The 24,607-nt window shown below is 65.7% G+C and carries 27 protein-coding genes; 20 read left to right on the forward strand and 7 right to left on the reverse strand.

Annotated elements, in window-relative coordinates; genetic code table 11:
* The first annotated feature begins 39 nt into the window (after positions 1–39).
* Complete coding sequence (locus CK498_RS02515) at positions 40–957, forward strand: LysR substrate-binding domain-containing protein (protein WP_095619274.1); 918 nt, start codon at positions 40–42, stop codon at positions 955–957.
* Here CK498_RS02515 and CK498_RS02520 read toward each other — a convergent pair.
* On the reverse strand, positions 954–2,054 hold the full coding sequence (locus tag CK498_RS02520) for a bifunctional nicotinamide-nucleotide adenylyltransferase/Nudix hydroxylase (RefSeq protein WP_095619275.1): 1,101 nt from the start codon (positions 2,052–2,054) through the stop codon (positions 954–956). The two genes, CK498_RS02515 and CK498_RS02520, sit on opposite strands and share 4 nt — an antisense overlap.
* A gap of 138 nt (positions 2,055–2,192) precedes the next feature.
* On the opposite strand from CK498_RS02520, the gene CK498_RS02525 reads away from it, so the two are divergent.
* On the forward strand, positions 2,193–3,095 hold the full coding sequence (locus CK498_RS02525) for a YihY/virulence factor BrkB family protein (RefSeq protein WP_095619276.1): 903 nt from the start codon (positions 2,193–2,195) through the stop codon (positions 3,093–3,095).
* A gap of 10 nt (positions 3,096–3,105) precedes the next feature.
* Positions 3,106–3,378 (forward strand): acylphosphatase, encoded by a 273-nt coding sequence (locus CK498_RS02530; RefSeq protein ID WP_095619277.1) that lies wholly within the window; start codon positions 3,106–3,108, stop codon positions 3,376–3,378.
* Between the two features lie 3 nt (positions 3,379–3,381).
* On the opposite strand, the gene CK498_RS02535 is transcribed toward CK498_RS02530, so the two are convergent.
* The 3 genes from CK498_RS02535 to CK498_RS02545 are packed head-to-tail and all read right to left on the reverse strand — an operon-like array spanning position 3,382 to position 6,285.
* Positions 3,382–4,323, reverse strand: coding sequence for a nucleoside hydrolase (locus CK498_RS02535; RefSeq protein ID WP_095619278.1), 942 nt, complete (start codon positions 4,321–4,323; stop codon positions 3,382–3,384).
* A gap of 38 nt (positions 4,324–4,361) precedes the next feature.
* On the reverse strand, positions 4,362–5,291 hold the full coding sequence (locus CK498_RS02540; protein WP_095619279.1) for a ribokinase: 930 nt from the start codon (positions 5,289–5,291) through the stop codon (positions 4,362–4,364).
* Between the two features lie 49 nt (positions 5,292–5,340).
* Positions 5,341–6,285: a D-2-hydroxyacid dehydrogenase gene (locus tag CK498_RS02545; RefSeq protein WP_095619280.1), complete on the reverse strand. Its 945-nt coding sequence runs from the start codon at positions 6,283–6,285 to the stop codon at positions 5,341–5,343.
* Between the two features lie 240 nt (positions 6,286–6,525).
* Between CK498_RS02545 and CK498_RS02550 the strand changes: the two genes are divergently transcribed.
* The 13 genes from CK498_RS02550 to CK498_RS02610 all read left to right on the forward strand — a co-directional run bounded on the left by CK498_RS02550 (position 6,526) and on the right by CK498_RS02610 (position 17,173).
* The gene (locus tag CK498_RS02550) at positions 6,526–6,789 is read left to right on the forward strand and encodes an FmdB family zinc ribbon protein (RefSeq protein ID WP_089656751.1); all 264 of its coding nucleotides are present in this window, start codon (positions 6,526–6,528) and stop codon (positions 6,787–6,789) included.
* Between the two features lie 52 nt (positions 6,790–6,841).
* Positions 6,842–8,623: an aspartate--tRNA ligase gene (gene aspS / locus CK498_RS02555; protein ID WP_095619281.1), complete on the forward strand. Its 1,782-nt coding sequence runs from the start codon at positions 6,842–6,844 to the stop codon at positions 8,621–8,623.
* A gap of 67 nt (positions 8,624–8,690) precedes the next feature.
* The gene (gene ruvC, locus CK498_RS02560) at positions 8,691–9,236 is read left to right on the forward strand and encodes a crossover junction endodeoxyribonuclease RuvC (protein WP_095619282.1); all 546 of its coding nucleotides are present in this window, start codon (positions 8,691–8,693) and stop codon (positions 9,234–9,236) included.
* Between the two features lie 104 nt (positions 9,237–9,340).
* Positions 9,341–9,949, forward strand: a complete 609-nt coding sequence (gene ruvA, locus CK498_RS02565; RefSeq protein WP_095619283.1) for a Holliday junction branch migration protein RuvA — start codon at positions 9,341–9,343, stop codon at positions 9,947–9,949.
* 34 nt (positions 9,950–9,983) lie between these two features.
* The gene (gene ruvB / locus CK498_RS02570) at positions 9,984–11,021 is read left to right on the forward strand and encodes a Holliday junction branch migration DNA helicase RuvB (RefSeq protein ID WP_095619284.1); all 1,038 of its coding nucleotides are present in this window, start codon (positions 9,984–9,986) and stop codon (positions 11,019–11,021) included.
* Positions 11,018–11,428 carry a tol-pal system-associated acyl-CoA thioesterase gene (gene ybgC, locus CK498_RS02575; protein ID WP_095619285.1) on the forward strand — a complete coding sequence of 137 codons (411 nt, stop codon included), beginning with the start codon at positions 11,018–11,020 and terminating at the stop codon, positions 11,426–11,428. The genes ruvB and ybgC overlap by 4 nt, the downstream gene beginning before the upstream one ends.
* A gap of 23 nt (positions 11,429–11,451) precedes the next feature.
* A complete protein-coding gene (gene tolQ / locus CK498_RS02580; RefSeq protein WP_407645829.1) occupies positions 11,452–12,129 on the forward strand; it encodes a protein TolQ in 678 nt (225 codons plus the stop codon).
* Between the two features lie 12 nt (positions 12,130–12,141).
* Positions 12,142–12,582, forward strand: a complete 441-nt coding sequence (tolR, locus tag CK498_RS02585) for a protein TolR (RefSeq protein WP_095619287.1) — start codon at positions 12,142–12,144, stop codon at positions 12,580–12,582.
* Positions 12,583–12,590: 8 nt separating this feature from the next.
* On the forward strand, positions 12,591–13,742 hold the full coding sequence (tolA, locus tag CK498_RS02590) for a cell envelope integrity protein TolA (RefSeq protein ID WP_095619288.1): 1,152 nt from the start codon (positions 12,591–12,593) through the stop codon (positions 13,740–13,742).
* Positions 13,742–15,034 carry a Tol-Pal system beta propeller repeat protein TolB gene (gene tolB / locus CK498_RS02595; protein WP_095619289.1) on the forward strand — a complete coding sequence of 431 codons (1,293 nt, stop codon included), beginning with the start codon at positions 13,742–13,744 and terminating at the stop codon, positions 15,032–15,034. The genes tolA and tolB overlap by 1 nt, the downstream gene beginning before the upstream one ends.
* A gap of 39 nt (positions 15,035–15,073) precedes the next feature.
* Positions 15,074–15,610, forward strand: coding sequence for a peptidoglycan-associated lipoprotein Pal (pal, locus tag CK498_RS02600; RefSeq protein WP_095619290.1), 537 nt, complete (start codon positions 15,074–15,076; stop codon positions 15,608–15,610).
* 25 nt (positions 15,611–15,635) lie between these two features.
* Positions 15,636–16,388 carry a tol-pal system protein YbgF gene (gene ybgF / locus CK498_RS02605; RefSeq protein ID WP_095619291.1) on the forward strand — a complete coding sequence of 251 codons (753 nt, stop codon included), beginning with the start codon at positions 15,636–15,638 and terminating at the stop codon, positions 16,386–16,388.
* Between the two features lie 23 nt (positions 16,389–16,411).
* The gene (locus CK498_RS02610; protein WP_095619292.1) at positions 16,412–17,173 is read left to right on the forward strand and encodes a YciK family oxidoreductase; all 762 of its coding nucleotides are present in this window, start codon (positions 16,412–16,414) and stop codon (positions 17,171–17,173) included.
* A gap of 42 nt (positions 17,174–17,215) precedes the next feature.
* Here CK498_RS02610 and CK498_RS02615 read toward each other — a convergent pair whose 3' ends face one another.
* Together CK498_RS02615 and ubiG are read right to left on the reverse strand one after the other, a co-directional pair.
* Positions 17,216–17,887, reverse strand: a complete 672-nt coding sequence (locus tag CK498_RS02615) for an HAD-IA family hydrolase (protein WP_095619293.1) — start codon at positions 17,885–17,887, stop codon at positions 17,216–17,218.
* Positions 17,884–18,633, reverse strand: a complete 750-nt coding sequence (gene ubiG / locus CK498_RS02620; protein WP_095619567.1) for a bifunctional 2-polyprenyl-6-hydroxyphenol methylase/3-demethylubiquinol 3-O-methyltransferase UbiG — start codon at positions 18,631–18,633, stop codon at positions 17,884–17,886. Before ubiG ends, CK498_RS02615 begins: the two co-directional genes overlap by 4 nt.
* Before the next feature lie 162 nt (positions 18,634–18,795).
* Here ubiG and galU point away from each other — a divergent pair, with 162 nt between their 5' ends.
* Positions 18,796–19,686: a UTP--glucose-1-phosphate uridylyltransferase GalU gene (gene galU, locus CK498_RS02625; RefSeq protein ID WP_095619294.1), complete on the forward strand. Its 891-nt coding sequence runs from the start codon at positions 18,796–18,798 to the stop codon at positions 19,684–19,686.
* A 6-nt stretch (positions 19,687–19,692) separates the two neighbouring features.
* Positions 19,693–20,997 carry a nucleotide sugar dehydrogenase gene (locus CK498_RS02630; RefSeq protein WP_095619295.1) on the forward strand — a complete coding sequence of 435 codons (1,305 nt, stop codon included), beginning with the start codon at positions 19,693–19,695 and terminating at the stop codon, positions 20,995–20,997.
* Between the two features lie 68 nt (positions 20,998–21,065).
* Here the strand turns inward: CK498_RS02630 and CK498_RS02635 are convergent, their stop codons facing one another.
* Positions 21,066–21,644 carry a superoxide dismutase gene (locus tag CK498_RS02635; protein WP_095619296.1) on the reverse strand — a complete coding sequence of 193 codons (579 nt, stop codon included), beginning with the start codon at positions 21,642–21,644 and terminating at the stop codon, positions 21,066–21,068.
* A 183-nt stretch (positions 21,645–21,827) separates the two neighbouring features.
* Between CK498_RS02635 and CK498_RS02640 the strand changes: the two genes are divergently transcribed.
* Positions 21,828–22,721: a hypothetical protein gene (locus CK498_RS02640; protein WP_095619297.1), complete on the forward strand. Its 894-nt coding sequence runs from the start codon at positions 21,828–21,830 to the stop codon at positions 22,719–22,721.
* A 1-nt stretch (position 22,722) separates the two neighbouring features.
* On the forward strand, positions 22,723–24,597 hold the full coding sequence (tamA, locus tag CK498_RS02645; RefSeq protein WP_095619298.1) for an autotransporter assembly complex protein TamA: 1,875 nt from the start codon (positions 22,723–22,725) through the stop codon (positions 24,595–24,597).
* Positions 24,598–24,607: the final 10 nt, after the last annotated feature.

Here is a 24,607-nt window from a genome sequence, read left to right on the forward strand (position 1 = left end):
GTGGCCATTCAAGCTTGATCGTCGGACACGGGAGTCGCGGTGAACCTCGAAACCAAATGGCTTGAAGACTTCGTTGCCCTGGCCAATACGCGCAGTTTCTCGGCGTCGGCGCGTCAGCGCCATGTCACTCAGCCGGCGTTCAGCCGCCGCATCCGTTCTCTCGAGCAGGCGGTAGGGGTGACGCTGGTCGACCGTTCGACCACTCCCGTGGGCTTGACCCCTGAAGGCCAGCTGTTTCTGGTCACCGCGCGCAATCTGGTTGAGCAGCTCAGCGAATGCCTGGGCCACCTGCGCGGCCTATCGATGGCCAACGAGGCGCTGGACATCGTCGCGGCGCACTCCCTGGCGTTGACCTTCTATCCGCAGTGGATCTCGCGCTTGCAGCAGGGCACTGGTGAGCTGCCGACGCGTTTGATCGCCATGAACATGGGCGAGGCGATCCATGTGCTGCGCGAAGGCAACTGCGATCTGATGCTCGGCTACTACGATCCCTATGCCAGCATGCAGCTCGATGCCGAGGTTTTCCCATCGTTCTCGATCGGTCAGGTCAAGATGGTGCCGGTATGCCTGCCGGATGACAGTGGGGCGGCACGCTTTCCGCTTGGCGGCAGCGAGTCGGTGCCCTTCCTCGCCTACACCCAGGGCGCTTTTCTGGGACGCAGCGTGCGCATGCTGCTCAAGAACGACCCGCTGCGCATGCGCCTGCGCACGGTCTACGAGACCGCCATGGCCGAGGGCTTGAAGGGCATGATGCTACAGGGCGCCGGCATGGCCTGGATCCCCGATTTCTGCATCCGCGACGAACTCAAGTGCGGCAAGTTGGTGAGGGCCGGCGGCGAAGAGTGGGACATTCCGCTGGAGATACGTCTGTATCGCTGCTCGCTGGTCCACAAACCCGGGGTCGAGAAGCTCTGGCGGCAGATGATGAAGTTGCCGCGTGACTTCCTGCAAGCCTAGCTGCCGCCGAAGTCGGCGGGCAGTCCCAGGAAGTTCTGGATGATGAAGAAGTGGTCCTCGAACAGGCTCTCGGGCTCGAGGTCGGCCAGCGCTACCCAGCGCGCGTGGTCGCCGCCCTTGGCCGGCTTGAGCTGGGGCAGCTGCTGCTCCGGGCGCAGTGCGAAGTAGAAGGCTTCCGCCAGGGTCCGGCCGCGCCAGCTGCGGTGGGGTTCGTCGAATAGCCGCTGGCCGCGCAGCGAGCCCTTGAGCACCGGCTCAGGCACCTTGAGGCGCAGCCGCTCGCGCAGCTCGCGCAAGCAGGCGTCCAGCAGGCGCTCATGGGGATTGATGAAGCCGCCGGGGAGGGCCAGCAGTCCCTTGCCCGGCGCCGCGGTACGCTTGACCAGCAGGACGTGGCCGGATTGCACCACCACCGCATTGACGGTGACGAAGATCGGCGGATAGGGGGCTTCGGCCCAGGCACTGCGATACTGTTCGAGAAGTTGCTGCTCCTCGATGAGGCGCTGAAAGGGTTCTTCGTCGGCGAAGGTGCCGAGGGCGGCATGCACGCTGGGCGGCAGGTCATGGGCCGCACCGGTGGAAAGGTAGTCGCCCGCCGAGGAGTGCGAACGGAACAGCCGCTCACGGATCTGGCTGGCCGAAATCCCCTCGACCAGCGGCACGCTGACCGACTCCCATTGCGGGAACAGCGACAGGTAGTAGCTGGATTGTCCGCGACTTGCGCCGATCAACCCGGTGCGCGGCAGGCGGCCGTGCTGGGGGCTGGCGACGTCGCGCACCTTGCGCTGTACGTCGCGTACCCAGACGTCGTCGTTATATAGCGCATCGAGCAGCGGTTCGATGTCGAGGCGCTGGTTATCCTCCTCGTCGAAGCAGCCGCGCAGCATCGCCTGGCGCTCATCGAAGCGCCATGGGTTGCGCAGCGAGCGCGCCTGCCATGCGGAGCCGACCAGCACGATCACCTGGCGGGCGCGCTTGAGCGCCTGGTGAATCACCGCCAGGTGCCCCAGGTGGGGGGGCTGGAAGCGACCGATGAAGACCAGGCAGTCGAAGTCGTAATCGTGCTGCGCGGATCGTGCTTGCTGGGGCGACGCCATGCGGGCTCCGTGGGCTGGTGAGTGGGGGCATTATCCGAGCTCGCTGGGCTGGCTGCAATGTGGCGTTGACCGTGCGTCTGCAGCGAGAGCCTCTCTGTCGTATGCTTTAGAGAACCCTAATCACGCCTGGGAGCCTGCATGATCAAGCAACACACCCTCTACTGGTGGCATATCGTTCACAGCGCCATTCAGCTGTGGCTGAAGCGCAATGCCTTCAGCTACGCTGGCTCGCTGGCGTTCTACACGCTGTTCTCGCTGGCACCTACGGTGATCATCGCGGTCACCGTGATCGGTGTGGTGCTGGGTGAAGATGCCGCCCAGGGCCAGATCGTTGCTCAACTGCAGGATACCATGGGACATGACGCCGCCACGCTGGTCGAGCAGGCAGTGGCCCAGTCGCGCATCGAGGAGTCAGGGCTCTTGCCCACTCTGCTGGGGGTTGGTGCGCTGCTGGTCGGGGCGACCACGGTATTCGCACAGATGCAGTTCTCGCTCAATACCATCTGGGACGTGATCGCCAAGCCGAGCGGCAACAGCCTGCTGATCTTCCTCAAGAACCGCGTGCTGTCGTTGACCGTGGTGCTGTCGATCGGCTTTATCCTGCTGGTATCGCTGGTGTTCGGGGTAGCCCTGCGTGCGGCTCTCAATCACGCCGAGAACCTGCTGCCGGTGTTGGGTGTGCTGGCGGGTAGCGCCGAATTCCTGATCTCGCTGTTGATGATCGCCGCGCTGTTCGCCACCATCTTCAAGGTACTGCCGGACGTGGTGCTGCGCTGGAAGGATGTCGCCGTGGGAGCCGCAGTGACTGCGGTACTGTTTGCCCTCGGCCGCTACGGTATCGCCGCCTACCTGGCCTATACCGCCACCGCCTCGACCTATGGGGCGGCCGGTTCGGTGGTGGTGATCCTGCTGTGGGTCTATTACAGCTCGCTGATCCTGCTGTTCGGCGCCGCCTTCACCAAGTGCCACCTGGTGGCCCGGGGCAGGCCTATCGTGCCGCGCAACTCGGCGGTGGTGGTCCGCCATGAAGTCGATGAGTGAGGAGAGCACCATGAGCAGATGCTGCGTCAAGGCCATGGTCGCCGGTAAGGTGCAGGGCGTCTGGTATCGCCGTTCGACCCAGGAGCAGGCGCTCCAGCACGGCGTCACCGGCCATGCCAGGAACCTGCCGGACGGCCGTGTCGAGGTGCTGCTGTGCGGCGAGAGCAGCGCCGTCAATGCGGTCATCGAGTGGCTGTGGAAGGGGCCGCCCGGCGCGCGGGTGACCCACGTCGAGCTGGAAGGCGTCGAATACCGTGATCGCGATACCTTCCAGACGCTGTGACGACTACTTGAGCGTGTCGACGATCCAGCTCACTACCGCCGGGCCGTCGGCGTTCAGGCACACCTCGACCGGCGGGGTGCGCGCCCAACGCGCGTCGATGAAGTCACGCCCCTCGGGGGCGAAGATCGTCTGCCCCTCGGCATCGCCATCGGTCACCACCGTCAGGTAGCCGCGGGCGCTGGTGAACAGCTGCGGCGCCATCAGCCAGGCCAGCGCACAACTATCGTGGGGGCAGCAGCCGTCGATGCCCAGCGCCTGCTGGTAGAAGTCGCGATAGAAGCCATAGCTGCCCTTGAGCACCTCGCCGAGACGCCCCTGGCCCGCGGCGATAGTGTCCATGTCGGCAGGGGAGAGCACGCAGCGGTGCGTGGCATCGAGCCCCACCATCACCAGCGGCCAGCCGGCCGTCAGGGCACGCGACGCGGCATGGGGGTCGTTGAACATATTGGCCTCGGCCACCGGCGTGACGTTGCCGCCTTCGCGAATCGACCCGCCCATGATCACCACCTGCTTGACCCGCTCGACGATGCCCGGGTCGAGCTGCAGGGCCGCTGCCAGGTTGCCCAGCGGACCCACCGCCACCAGTGTCACCTCACCGGGGCGGGCATTGATGGTGTCGACGATGAACTGCGCCGCACTGCGCGGATCGGGCTGACCGCTCACCGCCGGCAGCTCGATGTTACCCAGGCCGTTGGCGCCATGGATATGGGCCGGTGCCGGGTGTTTGGGCTTGACCAGCGGCGCTGCGGCACCCTGGGCCACGGGGATCGACTGGCCGGCCAGCTCACTGAGCAGTAGCGCATTGTGGGTGGCGGTGGCGATGTCGACATTGCCGTAGGTGGTGGTTAGCCCCAGCAGCTCGATGTCGGGATGGGCGAGGGCAATGGCGATCGCCTGAGCGTCGTCGACGCCCGGGTCGGTATCGAAGATGATCGGAGTCGTCATGCTGGGTCCTTGTGATGGAAAACGGTGAGTGTAGTGGCTTAGTATGCCGCGCCCATAAGCGCCGGCCAGTCGCGGAGGGCCGCCTCGACCTCGGCGGCCAGCGGTATGCTGGGCGCCGCTCCCTCGCGCTGGACGCACAGCGCCGAGGCCGTACTGGCGCGCCGCAGGCAGGCCTCGACGTCTTCGCCGGCCTGGCGGGCGGCCATGAAGTAGCCGATGAAGGTATCGCCGGCGGCGGTGGTGTCGATGGGCTCGACGCGATGTGCCGGCAGTTTCAACTGCTGGCGTTGGCTGTGGTAGCTGACCCCGTCGCCACCTAGAGTCAACACCAGCTCGGTGGTTGGCAGCCGCTTCGCCAGGGCCTCGAGCAGCCGCTGTGGCGAGCTCGACTCGGGCAGCTCGGCGAGTGCCGCGGCTTCGCCGCGATTGACGAACAGCAACTGGCAGGCGCTCAGCGGCAGGGCCGCGGCGGCCTCGTTCATCGGCGCGGGGTTGAAGGCGATCTCGAGTTGCGCCCGCTGGGCGCTGCGCAGCAGATGCCCGAGGCCATTGCACTCGTTCTGTAGCAGTAGGCCGTCACCGGGCCGGGTCTGGGCCAGCAGGGCATCGATTGCCGCTTCGCTGAAGCCGTGATTGGCGCCGGGGTGAAGGATGATGGCGTTCTCGCCCTGGTCATCGACCTGAATCAGCGCGTGACCGCTAGGCTCGTCGTGCAGCCCGGTGCCGTCGAGACCGACCCCGGCCTGGGAAAGGATCTGCAGGGCCCAGGCATCGGCCCGGCCCAGCCGCCCCCAGTGCTCGATCCGACCGCCGGCGCGTGCCATGGCCAGCGACTGGTTGGCGCCCTTGCCGCCCAGCACCTGCTGGAAGCTGCGGCTGGCCAGGGTCTCCCCGGGGCGCACCAGATGCGGCACGCGGTAGACGTGGTCGATGTTGATCGAACCGAAGTTGTGAACAGGGCGCGGCATGCGGGCTCCTTGTGTATGTGATCAGGCGCGAAAGGCTAGCAAACGCCGCTCAGGCTGTCCTGCCGGCGCGCCAGGCGCGCAAGTTGTCGACCGTGAGCTTGACCACGTTGGCCCGCGACTCGGGGCTGATCCAGGCGTTGTGCGGGGTGACGATCAGGTTGAGCGGCTCGCGGCTGGCGTCGATCAGCGGGTGGCCGTCGCGGGGCGGTTCCACCGGCAGCGAGTCGACGCCGAGACCGCCGAGGGTGCCGGCGCGCAGGGCAGCGAGGGCCGCGGCCTCGTCGACGATGCCACCGCGGGCACAGTTGATCAGCAGGGCGTCGTCGCGCATGCGGGCCAGCATCTCGGCATCGACCAGCCCGCGGGTGGCGTCGGTCAGCGGGCAGTGCAGGCTGACGATATCCGCCGTCGGCGCCAGTTCGGCCAGCCCGGGGCGGCTATCCTGCGCCTCGTTGCCGGGGCGCGCGGCGAAGGCCACCTGCATGCCGAAGGCCTCGGCGAGCTGGGCGACCCGCGAGCCGAGCTCACCCTGGCCGACGATCACCAGCCGCTTGTCGGACAGCTGCAGGGTACGATGGCCCAGCAGGCAGAAGAACGCACTCTCGCCCCAGCGCCCGGCGGCCACATCCTGTTGGTAGAGTGGTAGCCGATTGGCCAGGGCCAGCATTAGCATCAGGGTGTGCTGGGCGACGCTGGCGGTGCCGTAGGCGGTGACATTGCGCACCTCGATGCCGTGACGCTCGGCAGCGGCCATATCGATGTTATTGGTGCCGGTGGCGAGCACGCAGATCAGCTCGAGGGCCGGCAGCTGGTCGAGCAGCTCGGCATCCAGCACTACCTTGTTGACGATGGCGATGCGTGCACCGGCCAGGCGTTCGAGGCGCTGCGCGGGGTCGGTAATGGCGTGCACCTCGAGACTGTCGACCTGCTCACGCAGCGGTGCCAGGTCGACATCCTCGCCCAGGGTAGCAGCATCCAGGATCACGGCTTTCATGGCGGTTCCTCATCGGCATTGGTCAGGAGATCGGCTTGCCTTGCCCGCTAGGGGGCGCAACACGCTATACTATCCGGCTTTCAAGGCAGGCTTGGAAAGTCCCTTGTCTTGTAATTAGCCTCGTAGTGAGTCTTGTAATAAGCGCGGCTGGCCCTATATCACGGTTCGGTCGCAGGCGTTGCCACCGGCTGTGTGCGCCACGACCTTGTCGCATTGTGGTCTTTCGGAGAGATAAGAACCATGCCCATCTACGAATATGAGTGCAAGGCCTGTGGCCAGCGCCTGGAAAAGCTTCAGAAGATCAGCGCCGCACCGCTGACAGACTGCCCCAGCTGTGAACAGCCGGCGCTGAGCCGCCTGGTTTCGGCGGCCGGTTTCCGGCTCGCCGGTGGCGGCTGGTACGAAACCGATTTCAAGTCCGGCAGCAAGAAGAACCTGGCCGGCGACGGCGCCGACAGCAAGGCGTCGAGCAAGACCTCGAGCAAGGACGGTGCCGCGGCCTGAGCCGGGCGCCGTGCCTGACACTTTCGATCCATGCAACAGAACAGGATGTAACATGCGCAGCCATTATTGCGGCCAGCTCAACGAGACCCTGGTCGATGACCAGGTCACCCTGTGCGGCTGGGTACACCGTCGCCGCGACCACGGCGGGGTGATTTTCCTCGACATGCGCGACCGCGACGGCATCGCCCAGGTAGTGGTCGATCCCGACACCGAGGCGGCCTTCGCCACCGCCGATCGCGCCCGCAATGAGTACGTGCTGCGCATCACCGGCCGCGTGCGGCCGCGCCCCGAGGGCACCGAGAATCCCAATATGCCGACCGGCATGATCGAAGTGCTGGCCAAGCAGGTCGAGGTCCTCAACAGCGCCGTGACGCCGCCGTTCCAGCTCGACGAGCACGGCAAGGTGGGCGAGGAGGTGCGTCTCAAGCACCGCTACATCGACCTACGCCGCCCGGAGATGATCGACAAGCTGCGCCTGCGCTCGCGGATCTCGCACAATGTTCGCGCCTACCTCGAGAACCAGGGCTTCCTGGACATCGAGACGCCGATCCTGACCCGCGCCACCCCGGAGGGCGCCCGCGACTACCTGGTGCCGAGCCGTACCCACGCCGGCAGCTTCTTCGCACTGCCGCAGTCGCCGCAGCTGTTCAAGCAGTTGCTGATGGTGTCGGGCTTCGACCGCTACTACCAGATCGCCAAGTGCTTCCGCGACGAGGACCTGCGCGCCGATCGCCAGCCCGAATTCACCCAGATCGATCTCGAGGCCTCGTTCGTCGAAGAGGACGACATCATGGGTATCACCGAGGCGATGATTCGCGGGCTGTTCCAGGAGGTGCTCGACGTCGAACTGCCGCGCTTCCCGCGCATGCCCTACAGCGAGGCGATGTCGCGTTTCGGTTCCGACAAGCCCGACCTGCGCATTCCGCTGGAACTCACCGACGTCGATGACCTGATGAGCCAGGTCGACTTCAAGGTGTTCTCCGGCCCGGCGTCCGCCGCCGATGGCCGCGTGGCGGCGCTCAAGGTGCCGGGTGGCGCCGAGCTGTCGCGCAAGGCCATCGACGAGTACACCAAGTTCGTCGGCATCTACGGCGCCAAGGGCCTGGCCTGGATCAAGGTCAACGAGCGTGCCAAGGGCCTGGAAGGGCTGCAGTCGCCGATCGTCAAGTTCATGGAGAACGTGATCGATCAACTGCTCGAGCGCCTCGACGCCCAGGACGGCGACATCATCTTCTTCGGCGCCGACAAGACGCGGGTCGTCAACGAGGCACTGGGCGCGCTGCGCGTCAAGCTGGGCGAGGATCTCGACCTCTACACCCAGGCCTGGGCGCCGCTGTGGGTGGTCGACTTCCCGATGTTCGAGGCCGACGACGCAGGTCGCCTGCATGCCTTGCACCATCCGTTCACCGCGCCGTCGTGCAGCCCCGAGGCGCTCAAGGCCGATCCGGCGACGGCACTGTCACGCGCCTACGACATGGTGCTCAACGGCACCGAGCTGGGCGGCGGCTCGATCCGTATCCATGACCAGACCATGCAGCGCACGGTGTTCGAGGTGCTGGGGATCGGCGAGGCCGAGGCCGAGGAGAAGTTCGGCTTCCTGCTCGACGCCCTGAAGTTCGGCGCACCGCCCCACGGTGGCCTGGCCTTCGGCCTCGACCGCCTGGTGATGCTGATGACCGGCGCCAAGACCATCCGTGAGGTGATTGCCTTCCCCAAGACCCAGAGCGCCGCCTGCCTGTTGACCGATGCCCCCGGCGAGGTCAGCGCCGAGCAGCTCAAGGAGCTCAATATCCGGCTGCGCCAGAAGGCCAAGCCGGAGTCGGCCGGCGAGTGATTGCCGCGATGTCCCTACCGCAGTTCATCGGCGCCCGCGTGGCGCCGATGTCGTCTGGGCAGTCGTCATGCTGATTCTCGGCATCGACCCCGGTTCGCGGATTACCGGCTACGGCGTGCTCGACGTCTCGCTGGCCAAGCCACGCTACGTGGCCAGCGGCTGCATTCGTATCCAGGGCGATGACCTGGCTCAGAAGCTGGCCCAGGTCTACGCCGGTATCAGCGAACTGATCGCCGTGCACCGTCCCGGTGAGTTCGCCATCGAGCAGGTATTCATGGCCAAGAACGCCGATTCGGCGCTCAAGCTCGGCCAGGCGCGCGGTACGGCCATCGTGTGTGCCGCCAACCATGGCCTGCCGGTTAGCGAATACGGGCCGCGCCAGATCAAGCAGGCGGTCACCGGCAGCGGGGCTGCCAACAAGTCCCAGGTCCAGCATATGGTCACCGCGATACTCGGCCTCAGTGCCACGCCGCAGGCGGATGCCGCCGATGGACTGGCGATTGCCCTGACCCATGCCCATGCGCGGCTGGGCCTGGTGCAACGCGGCAGCTACGGTGGTCGCAGCGCCGCCAAGGGGCGCGGAAAGGGCTGGCGCGACTACCGTCCCGGCTAGTCCTGGGCGTGATTCGGAGGATTATCAAACAGTGTTTGAAGACGCTGGTCAGTCGTCGCGGCGACCAGTATAGTGGCAAGCCAGTCAGCTCAAGGATGTAGTGCATGATTGGACGCCTGCGTGGCACCCTGCTCGAGAAGCAGCCGCCCTGGCTGGTACTCGATGTCGGCGGGGTCGGTTACGAACTCGAAGCCTCGATGAACACCCTGCTGGCCCTGCCCGCCACCGGCGAGCAGGCCCAGCTGTTTACTCACTTGATCATTCGTGAGGACGCGCACCTGCTGTTCGGCTTCGGCCGTGAGCAGGAGCGGGCCCTGTTTCGCGCCTTGATCAAGGTCAACGGCGTGGGTCCCAAGCTGGCCCTGGCGATTCTCTCCGGCATGGAAGAGGAGCAGTTCATCCGCTGCGTAATGGATGATGACGCCAAGGCGCTGACGCGCCTGCCCGGGGTCGGCAAGAAGACCGCCGAGCGGCTGATCATCGAGATGCGTGACCGCTTCCCGCACTGGCAGCAGGGTGGCACGGCGCTGGATGAACTGACGCAGACAGCCGGACCGGCAAGCGCCAGCGATCCGCTGCTCGACGCCGAGGCGGCGCTGGTCGCGTTGGGCTACAAGCCCACCGAGGCCAGCAAGATGCTCAGCGGTCTCGACAAGGGACTCTCCACCGAGGCCTTGATCAAGGCCGCCCTGACCCGCAAGCTGGCAGGCTGAAGGAGGGACGCATGACTCGCCACGAGAGCAGCGCATGATTGACAGTGATCGCCTGATCGCGGCCCATGGCCAGCCTGGTGAAAGCCGGATCGATCATGCCATTCGTCCTCAGCGGCTGACCGATTATATCGGCCAGCCGGCGATGCGTGAGCAGATGGAGATCTTCATCAGCGCTGCTCGCGGCCGCGACGAGAGCCTCGATCACACCCTGGTGTTCGGGCCGCCGGGGCTGGGCAAGACCACTCTGGCCAACATCATCGCCACCGAGATGGGCGTCGACATCAAGTCGACCTCGGGGCCGGTGCTCGAGCGTGCCGGCGACCTGGCCGCCATGCTCACCAACCTGCAGCCAGGCGACGTGCTGTTCATCGACGAGATCCACCGCCTGTCGCCGGTGGTCGAGGAAGTGCTGTATCCGGCCATGGAGGATTTCCAGCTGGATATCGTGATCGGCGAGGGGCCCGCGGCACGCTCGATCAAGCTCGACCTGCCGCCGTTTACGCTGGTAGGGGCGACGACGCGTGCCGGGCTGTTGACCTCGCCGCTGCGCGACCGTTTCGGGATCGTCCAGCGCCTCGAGTTCTACGCCATCTCCGAGTTGACCGAGATCGTCACCCGCTCGGCGCGGCTATTGGGCGTCACGGCGGATCGCCCCGGTGCCGCCGAGATCGCGCGGCGCGCCCGCGGTACGCCGCGTATCGCCAACCGCTTGCTGCGACGGGTGCGTGATTTTGCCGAGGTGCGCGGCGACGGCACCCTCGATGCGGCCATTGCCGATAGCGCCCTGAATATGCTCCACGTCGATCGCCACGGCCTCGACCATATGGATCGTCGCCTGCTGCTGGCGATGATCGAGAAGTTCGAGGGTGGCCCGGTGGGCGTCGACTCGCTGGCCGCGGCGATCGGCGAAGAGCGCGACACCATCGAAGATGTCATCGAGCCCTACCTGATCCAGCAGGGCTTCATGATGCGTACCGCCCGCGGCCGGGTCGTCACCCGCCACGCCTACCAGCACTTCGGCATGGCCGCGCCGACGACGCCCGAGAGCAGCGATCCGGAGCGCGGGGCATGAGTGGCTTCCAGTGGCCGGTGCGGGTCTATATCGAGGACACCGATGCCGGGGGCATCGTCTACTACGTCAACTATCTCAAATACATGGAGCGGGCACGCAGCGAATGGCTACGGCAGCTCGGGCTCACCCAGCAGGGCTTGCTCGACGCCGATATCCAACTGGTGGTACATCGCCTCGAGTGCCGCTACGCCAAGCCCGCCCGGCTCGACGATGCGCTGCAGGTCAGCGCCCAGGTCGAGCGCTACGGCGCCTGCCGGATGAGCTTTCATCAACGCGTGACGCGCCGCGGGGAACCCTTATGCGATGCCTGGGTCGACATCGCCTGTATCGATGCGACTCGCCTCAAACCGACGCGGTGGCCAGCGCCGCTGCGTGCCGCCTTGGGCGGTCAACACTTGCAAGACTGACGAGGATACCCGTGAACGACTCCATGTCCATTCCCCATCTGATCATGAGCGCCAGCACCGTGGTGCAGTTGGTCATGCTGCTGCTGACGGTGGGTTCGATCGCCTCCTGGATCGTGATCTTCCAGCGCACCTTCGTGATGCGCCGTGCCAAGCGGGCCCACCTGGCGTTCGAGGAGCGCTTCTGGTCCGGGGTCGATCTCAACGAGCTGTACCGCGAAACGCCCTCCGAGCAGGAAACCAACGGCGCCGAGCACGTGTTTCGTGCCGGCTTTCGCGAATTCAACCGCCTGCTGCCCAAGACCCGCAGCCCCCAGGCGATCCTCGATGGCGTACAGCGCTCGATGCGCGTGGCCTGGTCGCGGGAAGAGGAGCGCCTCAACCTGCACCTGGTATTCCTCGCCACAGTGGCCTCGGCCAGCCCCTATATCGGCCTGTTCGGCACCGTGTGGGGCATCATGGGTTCGTTCCAGAGCCTGTCGATGGCCCAGCAGGCTACCCTGGCCACGGTTGCGCCATGGATTGCCGAGGCGCTGATCGCTACCGCCATGGGCCTGTTCGCGGCGATTCCCGCGGTGATCTTCTATAACCGGCTGTCATCGGAATCCGGCAAGCTGCTCGGCAAGTACGAAGATTTCGCCGAAGAGTTCCACTCCATCCTGCACCGCAATCTGCAGGGGCGTGGCGACAGCGACGCCGGCTGAGGGAGAACCGCTATGCATGGTCCATTCAACCGTGGCGGCAGTCGCAAGCCGATGGCTGAGATCAACGTCGTGCCGTTCATCGACGTCATGTTGGTGCTGCTGGTGATCTTCATGATCACTGCACCGATGCTCACCCAGGGCGTGCGTGTCGACCTGCCACAGGTCACCTCCGAACCGATCGACGATATCGAAGACAGTGAGCCGATCATCGTTTCGGTCGACCGCGAGGGCGACTACTATATCTCGCTGGGCGACGAGGAGACCGCGGTGTCGCTCGACGATATCGCCGACCAGATCATTATCATTCTCGACCGCCGCCCGGATACGCCGGTGATGGTGCGTGGCGATCGTAACGTCACCTACGGCCAGGTGGTCACCCTGATGAGTACCTTGCAGGTCGCCGGGGTCGCCAATGTGGGGCTGATCTCCGAGCCGCCCTCGAGTGAGAATTGAGGAACCTCATGGCCAGACACGATAGCCGTGTAGGCTATGGCCTGCCCACCCTGCTCGCCGTCGGCCTGCACGTACTGGTGGTGGTGATGAGCGTGATCACCTTGCCCAGCCGCGAGCCGGAGGCAACTTCGTCGTCGGTGGTGCAGGCCACGCTGGTAAGCACCGAAACCACTACCGACCAGGCGCTGCGAGCCGAGGAGGCTCGCGCCAGAGCAGCGCAGCGCCAGGCCGACGAGGAGGCCGCCGCAGCAGAGGCAGACGCCGCCGCCGCAGCCGAGCGCCAGCAAGCCGAGGCGGAGGCTGCCCAGCGCCAGGCCGAGCAGCAGGCAGAGCGCGAAGCCCAGCAGCAGGCGCGTGAGCAGGAGCGTCGCGAAGCGGAAGCCGAGGCCCAGCGGCGCGCCGAAGAGGCCGAGCGTCAGGCGCAGCTGCGCCAGGAGCAGGAAGCTTCCGCCGAGGCTGAGCGTCAGCGCCAGGAACAGCAGCGCCGCGAGGCCGAACAGCAGCGTGAGGCCGAGGCCGCCGAACGCCAGCGCCAAGAAGAGGAGGCGCGCCGCCAGGCCGAGCAGGAGGCCGAAGCCGAGCGTCAGCGCCAAGCCGAACAGGAGGCGGAACGCCAGCGTCAGGCAGAGCAGGAAGCCGAGGCCGAACGCCAGCGTCAAGCAGAGGAGGAGGCCCGTCGCCAGGCAGAGCAAGAAGCCGAGGCCGAACGTCAGCGCCAGGCCGAGGAGGAAGCTCGTCGCCAGGCAGAGCAGGAAGCCGAGCGCCAGCGCCAGGAGGCGGCGCGGGCCGCTGCCGAGGCCGCCAGCGATATCGATAGCCTGATCGCTGGCGAGCAGGAGTCGATCGCCAATGCGCGCCAGGCTGAGCAGGCTGCCAATAGCTTCCAGAACCTGGTACGCAACGCGGTGGAGCAGGCCTGGATCATTCCGGCTGGCTCGGCATCGGGCCTCGAGGCGACCCTGCAGCTCGATCTATTGCCCACCGGCGAACTGATTGGGGCTAGGATTGTAAGTAGTAGTGGGGACGGTGCCTTCGATCGCTCGGTGATCCAGGCCGTTGAGCGTGCCTCGCCGTTCCGCGAGATGCGCCAGCTGCCGCCGGCCGCACAGAGTCAATTCCGTCAGTTCAATCTGAGATTCCGACCCGGGGATGTACGCTGATGAAAGCCTTGCTGAACCTCTGGCTTGCCGCCTTGCTGGTGCTGTTTGCCGCCCAGGCCCAGGCCAATCTGACCATCGAGATCACCCGCGGCAGCGACCGCGCGATTCCGATTGCCATCGTGCCGTTTGCCGTTGAGGGCGGCGGCTCCCTGCCCGATGACGTCGCCCAGGTGATCAGCGATAACCTGGAGCGCAGCGGTCAGTTCGACCCGCTGTCGCGCAACTCACTCATTGCACGGCCCAGCAGCAGTAGCGACGTCACCTATCGTGACTGGCGAGCCGTGGACGCCGACTATCTGGTGGTTGGAAGGGCCAGCGAGGAGGGCAGCCAGTACCGACTCCAGTTCGAGCTGATGGATGTGCTGGGCCAGCGGCGCATGATCGGCGAGGTGGTAACCAGCGACCGCAACGAACTACGCAGTGCCGCTCACTACATGAGTGATCAGATCTTCGAGGCGATCACCGGACTGCGCGGCGCTTTCTCGACGCGTATCGCCTACGTCACCTCGGAAGGTACCGGCGACGACATGCGCTTCGCACTGTTCATCGCCGATGCCGACGGCCGCAATAGCCAGGAGATCCTCAGCTCCAGCGAGCCGATCCTGTCACCGGCCTGGTCGCCGGACGGCACCAAGCTGGCCTATGTCTCGTTCGAGACCGAACGTCCGGCGATCTATATCCAGGATCTGGCGACCAGCCAGCGGGTGCGCGCCACCTCCTTCCCGGGCATCAACGGTGCACCGGCCTGGTCACCCGACGGTCGGCGCCTGGCGATGTCGCTGTCCAAGGATGGCCAGCCGGAAATCTACATCATGGACATCGCCGGGCGCAGCTTCGAGCGCATGACCGACAGCAGCTCCATCGACACCGAGCCCAGCTGGTCGCCGGATGGCCGCAGCATCGTCTTCACCTCGGATCGCAGCGGTGGCCCGCAGCTGTATCAGATGGACGTCGCCAGCAAGCAGGTCGAACGCCTGACCTTCACTGGCAACTACAATGCCCGCGGCCGCTATTCGCCGGACGGGGAGTCGCTGTTTCTGATTCATCGTGGCAACAACGGTTATCAGGTGGCGCGCCAGGATCTTGGGTCCAATCGCCTCACTACGCTGACCGATACACGCTGGGATGAATCTCCTAGTGTTGCGCCGAATGGGAGCATGGTAATCTTCGCTACCCAACAGGGTAACAACGGTGTGCTGGGGGCAGTGTCGGCCGACGGAAGAGCCGCGTTCCGCCTGCCCGCAGCTCGAGGTGACGTTCGCGAACCCGCGTGGTCACCATTTTTGAACTGATCGACATTAGTGTCATTCAATTCTTACAAGGAGTTGAACATGCAATTCTCATCTTACGCCAAGGGTCTGGCGCTGGCCGCTTCACTCGTCTTCGTGGCCGGCTGTTCCAGCAGCGGCGGTACCCAGGACGGGTCCATGGATGGCACCAGCGGCAGCGGTGCTGCCGGCCAGGGTGTCGGTAGTGGCCAGGTCAGCGGTACCGGTATGAACGGCGGCAACGGCAGCAGCCAGGCCAGCCAGCAGGGCATTCCCAGCGTGCGTACCATCTACTTCGACTTCGACCGTGACACCATTCGCAGCGAGTTCGAGTCGGTACTCAATGCCCACGCCCAGTACCTGCGTGCCAATCCCAACGCCCGTGTGGTGCTCGAAGGCCATACCGACGAGCGCGGTACCCGCGAGTACAACATGGCGCTCGGCGAGCGGCGTGCCAACTCCGTGCAGCGCTTCATGGGCGTGCAGGGCGTTTCGCCCTCGCAGCTCGAAGTGGTCAGCTACGGTGAGGAGCGTCCCGCCGTGCGCGGCCAGAACGAAGACTCCTACGCCCAGAACCGTCGTGTGGTCTTCTCTTACTGAGCCACACTCGCCAGTGGAGTGAAGCATGAAACACAGCCTGAAAAGGCTGTGCGGCGCGGGAGCCCTGGTGCTCCCGCTGTCCGTTGGGGCCGCCCCGATCGTGGAGGACCTCTCGGCACAGCAGCAGCAGTCGCGCAGCTTCTATGAACAGACCGAAGTACGCGAGCCCAGCGGTGGCAGCCTGATGCTGCTCAACCAGTTGGAAGAGAATCAGCGTCAGATTTCCCAGTTGCGCGGCCAACTGGAGGAGTTGCGCCACCAGCTCGAGCAGATGCGCCAGCTCAACCAGGAGCGCTATATCGACCTCGAGGAGCGCCTGGCGGCAGTCGGCACCGTAGGCGGCAGCCCCAGCGTCGATGCCGGCGCCGCGCAGCAGGTAGCCACCGCCAGCGGTGACGGCAGCGGTGCCCAGGAGGCCTACCAGCAAGCTTTCCAGCAGGTTCAGGCGCGCGATTTCCCGGCAGCGATCAGCGCCTTCAACGCCTTCGTGGCCGACTATCCCGACCATGACCTGGCCGCCAACGGCTACTACTGGCTGGGTGAGCTGCACTCCGCCGAGTCGGATCTCGATGAGGCCGCAGGTGCCTTCCAGACCGTGATCGACGACTATGCTGCCAGTAACAAGGTCCCGGACGCGCTCTACAAGCTGGCACTGCTACGCGCCCGCCAAGGGCAGCCGGATGCCAGTCGCGAGCTGCTTGACGAGCTGATGGAAACCTACCCGGACAGCAATGCCGCGACCTTGGCCAGCGAATTTCTCAACCAATCAGGCCTATGACGGCCGTTGCCAGAGGAGCCCCGATGTCCTGCAAGATCGACTACCAAGCGCGCCCCGACCTGCTTGCCGGGCGCGTGATCCTGATCACCGGTGCCGGTGACGGTATCGGCCGCGAGGCCGCCAAGGCCTATGCCGCCCACGGCGCCACGGTGATCCTGCTGGGCCGCACCGTGGCCAAGCTGGAGGCGGTCTATGACGAGATCGAGGCCGCCGGTGGCCCGCAACCGGCGATATTCCCGCTCAACTTCGAGGGTGCTACGCTCAAGGATTTTCATGATATGGCGGAGACCCTCGACAAAGAGTTCGGGCGGCTGGACGGCGTACTTCACAATGCCGGCCTGCTGGGGCGCCTGACGCCTTTCGAGCAGTATGACCCGGCGCTGTGGGAGCAGGTCATGCAGGTCAATGCCAATGGCCCGATCTGGATGACTCAGGCGCTGATGCCGCTGCTACTGAGCAGCGACGATGCCTCGCTGGTGTTCACGTCGTCGAGCGTGGGCCGCAAGGGGCGTGCCTACTGGGGCGCTTATGCGGTCTCCAAGTTCGCCACCGAAGGCTTCATGCAGGTGTTGGCGGATGAGTTCGTCAACAATCCCGGCATCCGTATCAACAGCCTCAATCCCGGCGCTACCCGTACCCAGATGCGCAAGACCGCCTATCCCGGCGAGGATCCCAATAGCCTGCGGCGGCCGGCCGATATCATGCCGACCTACCTGTGGCTGATGGGGCCCGACAGCCGCGGTGTCACCGGCGAGCAGTTCGACGCGCAACCCCCACGCGCTTGAGCGAACCACGGCGCAGCGGCTACCCGCTGCGCACGGCTCGGCTCACATCTCGCGTATCAAGGCCCCCACCAGCTCCTGCGGCGTTTCGAACCACAGGTCTGCCGGCCAGCGGCCGATGTCATCCTCTTCGGCAATATAGCCATAGCCCACCGCCACGGCGGTCATGCCGGCACTGCGCGCGGCCTCTATGTCACGCAGGTGGTCACCGATGTACCAGCACTCTGCCGGCGCTATCGAGAGGCGACGTGCCGCTTCCCATAGTGGCTCGGGGGCCGGCTTCTTGACCGGCAGGTCGTCGGCGCACAGCAGTGCGCCGGGCGTCAGCTGCAGCGCCTCGATCAACGGCGCGGCGTAGGCGCGCGGCTTGTTGGTGACGATTCCCCAGCCACGTGGGGGCAATGCCCAGGCGTCGAGCAGGCGTTCGAGGCCATCGAACAGGCGGCTCTGGCTGGCGACATCGCGACCGTAGGCGTCGAGCAGAAAGGCGCGTGCGGCACCATGATCGGCATGCTCGCTGGCAAGTCCCAGCGCCAGGGTGACCAGCGCGCTACCGCCGTTGGAGACCTGGCTGCGAATCTGTGGATAGGGCAGCGGGGCGAGACCGTGATGGGCACGCAGCTCGTTGGTGGCCCGCGCCAGGTCGGGCGCGGTGTCGACCAGGGTGCCGTCGAGGTCGAACAGCAGGGCGCGCGGTGCTGGGCAGCTCACGCTCATGGCAGTTCACGACTGGCGTGCATCAGGTAGTTGACCGACACGTCGCGGGGCGCGAGGCGATAGCGGCGCATCAGCGGGTTATAGACCAGCCCGCTCTGCTCGCACACCTTGAGCCCGGTGGTACGGCACCAGCTCGACAGCTCGGCGGGGCGGATCAGCTTGCGATAGTCGTGGGTACCACGAGGCAGCAGCCGTAGCAGGTACTCGGCGCCGAGAATGGCAAAGGCATAGGCCTTGGGGTTACGGTTGATGGTCGAGAAGAACACTTGGCCACCGGGCTTGACCAGGGTCGCGCAGGCGCGTACCACCGAGGCCGGATCGGGCACATGCTCGAGCATCTCCATGCAGGTCACGACATCGAACTGGCCGGGGTGGCTGGCCGCCATCTGCTCGGCGCTGGCTTGGCGGTAGTCGACCGTCACGCCGCTCTGTTCCTGATGCAGGCGCGCGACGGCCAGTGGCGCCTCGCCCATGTCGATACCGGTCACCTCGGCGCCACGATGGGCCATGGCCTCGGCGAGGATGCCGCCGCCGCAGCCGACGTCGATGACCGTCTTGCCGGCCAGGCCGGCGCGGGCATCGATGAAGTCGAGACGCAGCGGATTGATGTCGTGAAGCGGCTTGAACTCGCTGTCCCTGTCCCACCAGCGGCTGGCCAAGGCCTCGAACTTGGCGACTTCGGCGCGATCGACGTTGCCATGGTGGGGATTGTCGTGTCGCTGAGCCGGATCCTGAGTGGCTGTCATCGGGTGCCTCTTGCTGTCCATCGGGGTCGTCTCATTCTACTCTGTCGGATGCTGGCTTGTCCGTCCCGCGGCGCGAAAGCGCAACTGTTGCCGTCTAGCGTCATCCACTGGCCGGGCGGCTATGGCATAATCCAACGGCATTCATGATCAGGAGGGATCCCGATGATCCGCAAGGCCGTACTTCCGGTGGCTGGCCTCGGCACACGCTGCCTGCCCGCCTCGAAAGCCATTCCCAAAGAGATGATCACCATCGTCGACAAGCCGGTGATCCAGTACGTGGTGGGAGAGGCGGTGGCCGCTGGCATCAAGGAGATCGTGCTGGTCACCCACTCCAGCAAGGCGGCGATCGAGAACCACTTCGACAAGCACTTCGAGCTCGAGGCGAGCCTCGAGGCCAAGGGCAAGAGCGAACTGCTCGAAGAGCTGCGCAACATCATCCCCGACGACGTCAAGATCATCAGCGTGCGTCAGCCCGAGCCGCTGGGCCTCGGTCATGCGGTGCTCTGCGCGCGGCCGGTAATCGGCGACAACGAGCCCTTTGCGGTACTGCTCCCCGATGTGCTGGTGGATGGCCATGGCCTGTCCGGCAACGACCTGGGCGGCATGATCGACGCCTTCGTCGCCAGCGGCCAGGCGCAGATCATGGTCGAGAACGTGCCGCGGGAGATGGTCTACAAGTACGGTATCGTGGCCATCGACGGCGACGCCCCGGCGGCCGGCGAATCGGCGCCGATGGCGCGGGTCGTCGAGAAGCCCAAGGTAGAGGATGCACCTTCGACACTGGCGGTGATCGGTCGCTACCTGCTGCCCGGTTCGATCTTTCCGCTGCTGGCCGACACCGCGCCCGGCGCCGGCAACGAGATCCAGCTCACCGACGCCATCGATACGCTGCGCGCCCGCGAGGGCGTGGCCGCCTATCGCATGCGCGGCGCAACCTATGACTGCGGCCACCAGCTCGGCTATCTCGAAGCGATCCTGGCTTTTGCCAAGCGCCACCCCAAGTATGCCGACGGCTTCGCCGAGCTGCTCGACAAGTACGCCGCCAAGGAGTGACGCGCCATGCGAGTCCTGATACAGGGAAGTGAGCTGGCCGCGGCTACCGCCGCCGCGGCGCTGGCCAGCGTCGGGCACCGGGTGGCATGGCTGACGCTGGCCCAGCATCCGTGGCGTGAGCTCGAGCAGGCCGACTGGCTGATCCGCGAGCCCGAGCTGCTGCACCAGCTCCACGAGGCCCAGCGCGGTGGAGCCCTGCAGATCCTCGAAAGCGATGCGGGGCTGTCGACACTGGTCGGCGACGAGCCCCTCGACGTGCTGTGGTTGGCGCTAGCCCCGGACCAGCGTGAGCTCGCCACCCACAGCGTCGACCGGATTGCCGGGATCCAGTCCACGCCACTGGTGGTGGTCAACAACTCGACCTTTCCGGTGGGCGATACCGAGCAGCTCGAAGCGCTGCTCGGGCATGCCGGCCAGGTTGCCGTGGCGCTGCCCGACATGCTCGAGGAGGGTCGCGCCTGGCAGGCCTTCACCCGCCCCAGTCGCTGGCTGCTGGGCTGCGAGGACGATCAGGCCGCCGCCCAGGTGCGCGAACTGCTGCGTGCTTTCAACCGTCGCAGCGACAGCTTCCAGCGCATGCCGCGGCGTGCCGCCGAGCTCACCAAGCTATCGATCAACGGCATGCTGGCGACTCGCATCAGCTACATGAATGAAGTCGCCGGGCTTGCCGACTCGCTGGGTGTCGATGTCGAGCACGTGCGCCAGGGGATGGGTGCCGACCCGCGCATCGGCTACCAGTACCTCTACCCGGGCTGCGGCTTCGGCGGTCCCAACTTTTCCCGCGACCTGATGCGCCTGGCCGACGTGCAGTCGGCCAGCGGCCGCGAGTCGGCGCTGCTCGAGCAGGTGCTGGATATCAACGAGCACAAGAAGGAGACGCTGTTTCGCAAGCTGTGGGGGCATTTCCACGGCCAGTTGGAGGGGCTCACCGTGGCCGTATGGGGGGCTGCCTTCAAGCCCGGCACTGCGCGTATCGATCACGCGCCGGTGCTGACGCTGCTGCGCGCGCTGTGGGCCCAGGGCGTTCATGTGCGCCTGCACGATCCGGCGGCACTGCCGGCGCTGCGCAAGGAGGTCGGCGAACACCCGCTGCTGACGCTGTGCCAGGTCGATCCCTACGAGGCGTGCCAGGGCGCCGACGCGCTGATGCTGGTTACCGAGTGGAAGTGCTACTGGAACCCCGACTGGCGGCGTCTCGGCGAAGCGCTGACCGAGCGCCTGGTGCTCGACGGTCGCAATATCTACGATCCCGCCTATGTCGCCGCCCGCGGGCTGGTGTATCGGGGTATCGGGCGCCGTGCCGATCCCTAGCAACTGCTGATCACCGGCTGAGCCACAAGACGTCCTGCCTCGCGGGACGTCTTGGCATCGTTACCATGTCAGCTGAAATTCTGGTTGACGAAATCCCAGTTGATCAGCTGCCAGATGCCTTGTAGGTACTTGGCGCGCGCGTTGCGGTAGTCGATATAGTAGGCGTGCTCCCAGACGTCGACGGCCAGCAGCGGCGTCTGGTGATGGGCAATCGGGGTATCGGCATCATGGGTCGCCACGATCTCGAGGCCGCCGTCGGCGCGCTTGACCAGCCAGATCCAGCCGGCGCCAAAATGCTCGAGGGCAGCGGTCTCGAAGGCCTGGGTGAACGCGCTGAAGGAGCCGAATTCGGCAACGATGGCCTCGCCCACCGGGCCATGTGCCTCGCCGCCGCCGCTGGGTGACAGGCAGTGCCAGTAGAAGGTGTGGTTCCAGGCCTGGGCGGCCTGATTGAACAGTTCGCCGGCACTCGACTGGATGATCTCCTCCAGCGACTTCTGATCGTCATCGGTGCCCTCGACCAGGGCATTGAGGCGCGTCACGTAGGCCAGATGATGCTTGCCATAGTGGTATTCCAGGGTTTCGGCGGAGAGGTACGGCTCCAGCGCATTCTTGTCGTAGGGTAGCGCGGGTAGTTCGAATGCCATTGCCTGCTGCTCCTGCAAAAAGCCTTACGCTGCAACCATATATGCGTAAGTGGTGTCGCCAGATCATAGCAGCCTGGGGTATGCTCGCCAATGACGAGGGCGTCGCTCGGCCAGGCCGACGCCGCTCACGACGGGAGTGTGCCCCGTCCGTCTTATGACGCTCTCACGGCAAGGAGTCACCCAATGGCTGAGCGCCCGGAGGAACAACGCCTTTCGTCGCCGATAGTCCCCGATGTCAACGCTAGTCTGACCGCCCATCATCTGCGCCAGCCACGTAGCGCTCGGCTGTGGCCGCTTTGGCTGATGATCCTGGTGCTGATCGCAGCGCTGGCCGGCCTGGCGTTCGCTGCCTGGCAGGAGCGACTGCTGCTGCAGCGCGAGCTGGATCGACTCGAAGGCCAGCTCTCCAACGTGCATGCGCGCTTCGACGGCCTGGACCAGGAGCAGGGCAGTGAACTCGAGCCAATCACCGAGCGTCTGGCGTCGCTTGATGATGGCCAGCAGGCGCTGCGTGATCGCCTCGAGGAGCAGGAGCAGTTGATCGAGTCGATTCGCGTTGCCAGCGCCGAGGATGAAGCGGTCGAGCGCCTTGCCGCGCAGTTCGAGGAGTTGAGCGCAGAGGTCGAGTCCCTCGACGGCCTGATCGGTGTGGTGCGCCAATCGCTGGATGCCCTGGAGGAGGGCGGCGAGCAGGCCAGGGCAAGCCTTGACGCACGTCTCGAACGGTTGGAAACGCGCAGCGATGAGCAGATGCCTCGTCTCGAGTCGCTCGGCGAGCAGTGGCGTGATCTCGATCCGCGCCTGGAGGACCTCGAGGCGCAGCAGCAGGCGCTTGCCACGCGCCTCGACGAGCGTCCCGAACTCGATCCACAGCGTCTCGATCAGCTCGCCAGCGATCTCGATGCGTTGCAGGAGGCACTTGAGCAACTAGACGCGCTGCGCGAAGATGAGCAGCAGGAAGTTGCCGAACTACGTGACCGACTGGACTCTACCCGGGCCGAGCTCACTGAACTCAGACAGTCGCAGCTAGCGACGAGCGCGCAACTGGAAGCTATGCAGAGCCAGTTGGGAAACTGATATGGAATTTCGCGCATTGACGCGCCTGGGGTCGGTGGTGGCCTGCCTGGCAAGTATCGCACCGGCCTGGGCGCTGGATGCCGACGTACAAGGTATTTCCGGACGCCCCGCCGACAATATCGCTATCTATCTCGGTGGGCTGGATGCCGCCCAGTACAGCCAGTCGCGGCTCGAGTCGGTGGTGCGTCGGCGCAGCATGGAGGCGCTGCGGGTCTACGGCTACTACGAGCCCCAGCTACAGCTGGGGTTTGCCGGCGATCCGGTGGAGCGCGTCACCGTGATGGTCGAGGCGGGACCTCAGGTGGTGATTCAATCGCTGGATTTTCAGGTGCGCGGCGAGGCGAGACGCGACGAGACGTTCGTCGACGCTCTCGAGGCGTTTCCGCTCAGCGAGGGCGAGCCCCTCGAGCACGCCCCCTATGACCGTCTGCGCAACCGTCTCTCGTCGCTGTCACTGGAGCGCGGCTACTTCGATTCACGCTTTCTCGATCGGCGCATGGAAGTGCGCCCCTGGGAGCAGAGCGCGCGCCTTTATCTGACTCTGGACAGCGGTCCGCGCTACCGCTTCGGTGAGCCACGCTTCCATGGCAGCCATATCGACGAGGATCGCCTGCGCCGCATGCTGCCGTTCGAGCCGGGTGATCCTTACCTGGCCGGCGATATCGCGCTCTACAACCAGCGACTTGGCCAGAGCAACTGGTTCAGCTCGATCAGCGTGCGCCCCCGGGTCGGCGGCAATGCCAGCCTGGCGTTGGATGCCCCAGCAGGCCCCGGCTGGTGGCAGCAGGCCGACCTGCAGGGCGAGGGCGCGCCCGCCGGTCCGCCGGCGGACACCCCGGTCGAGGGGCCGATGATAAGCGCCCAGACGCTTGCCGCGGTGCGCAGCGTTACCCCGCAATCCCTCGACGTGCCCATCGACGTCAACCTGGTACCTGCCGATCGTCACCAGTTCGAAGTCGGGGTGGGTTATGCCACCGATGTCGGCCCGCGACTGCGGTTTGGCTGGGAGCAGCCATGGATCAACCGCCTCGGCCACAGCCTCAATCACGACCTGTTCCTGTCTGGCCCGGAGCAGCGCTTCACTGGCGAGTATGCGATTCCGCTGGAGGATCCGCTGCGCGATAGCTACCGGCTGCAGTACGGCTTTCGTCATCGCGACAGCGATGACACGCGCAGCCTCGAGGCCTCGATCGAGCTGGCGCGGCGCTGGGAGTTCGATAACGGCTGGGTACAGAGCGCCTACCTGCGCAGCACCTTCGAGGACTTCAGCCAGGGGGTCGATGAGGATCAAACGTTCCTGCTCTACCCGGGGATCAGCTGGTCGCGCACCCGCACCCGCAACCCGCGTTTCCCGAGCTGGGGCGACCGTCAGCGGGTGGCCTTCGAATACTCCAATACCGCCTGGGGCTCGGACATCGAATTCTTCCGCACCACCGCCGACTCGCAATGGATCCGCATGCTGGGTCGTGACAACCGCTTCATCGGCCGACTCGGCCTGGGCAGCATCGAGACCAGCGAATTCGAACGCATGCCACCCTCGCTGCGTTTCTTCACTGGCGGCGATCGCTCGGTGCGCGGCTATGCCTACGAGAGCCTTGCGCCGCGAGACGAAGAGGGCGCCTTGCTGGGGGGGCAACAGCTGTTCACCGCCAGTCTCGAGTATCAGCGCCGGGTCACCGGCGACTGGTGGGGCGCCACCTTCATCGACACCGGCGACGCCTTCGATGACTGGGGCCCCGACCAGCTCAACACCGGTGTCGGCCTCGGCGTGCGCTGGATCTCCCCGGTGGGACCGATTCGCTTCGATGTGGCTCACCCCTTCGACGATGACGACAACGACTGGCGAATTCATTTCGCGATCGGACCGGAGTTCTGACCATTACTCG

The organism is Halomonas salipaludis (assembly GCF_002286975.1).
Taxonomy (GTDB): domain Bacteria; phylum Pseudomonadota; class Gammaproteobacteria; order Pseudomonadales; family Halomonadaceae; genus Franzmannia; species Franzmannia salipaludis.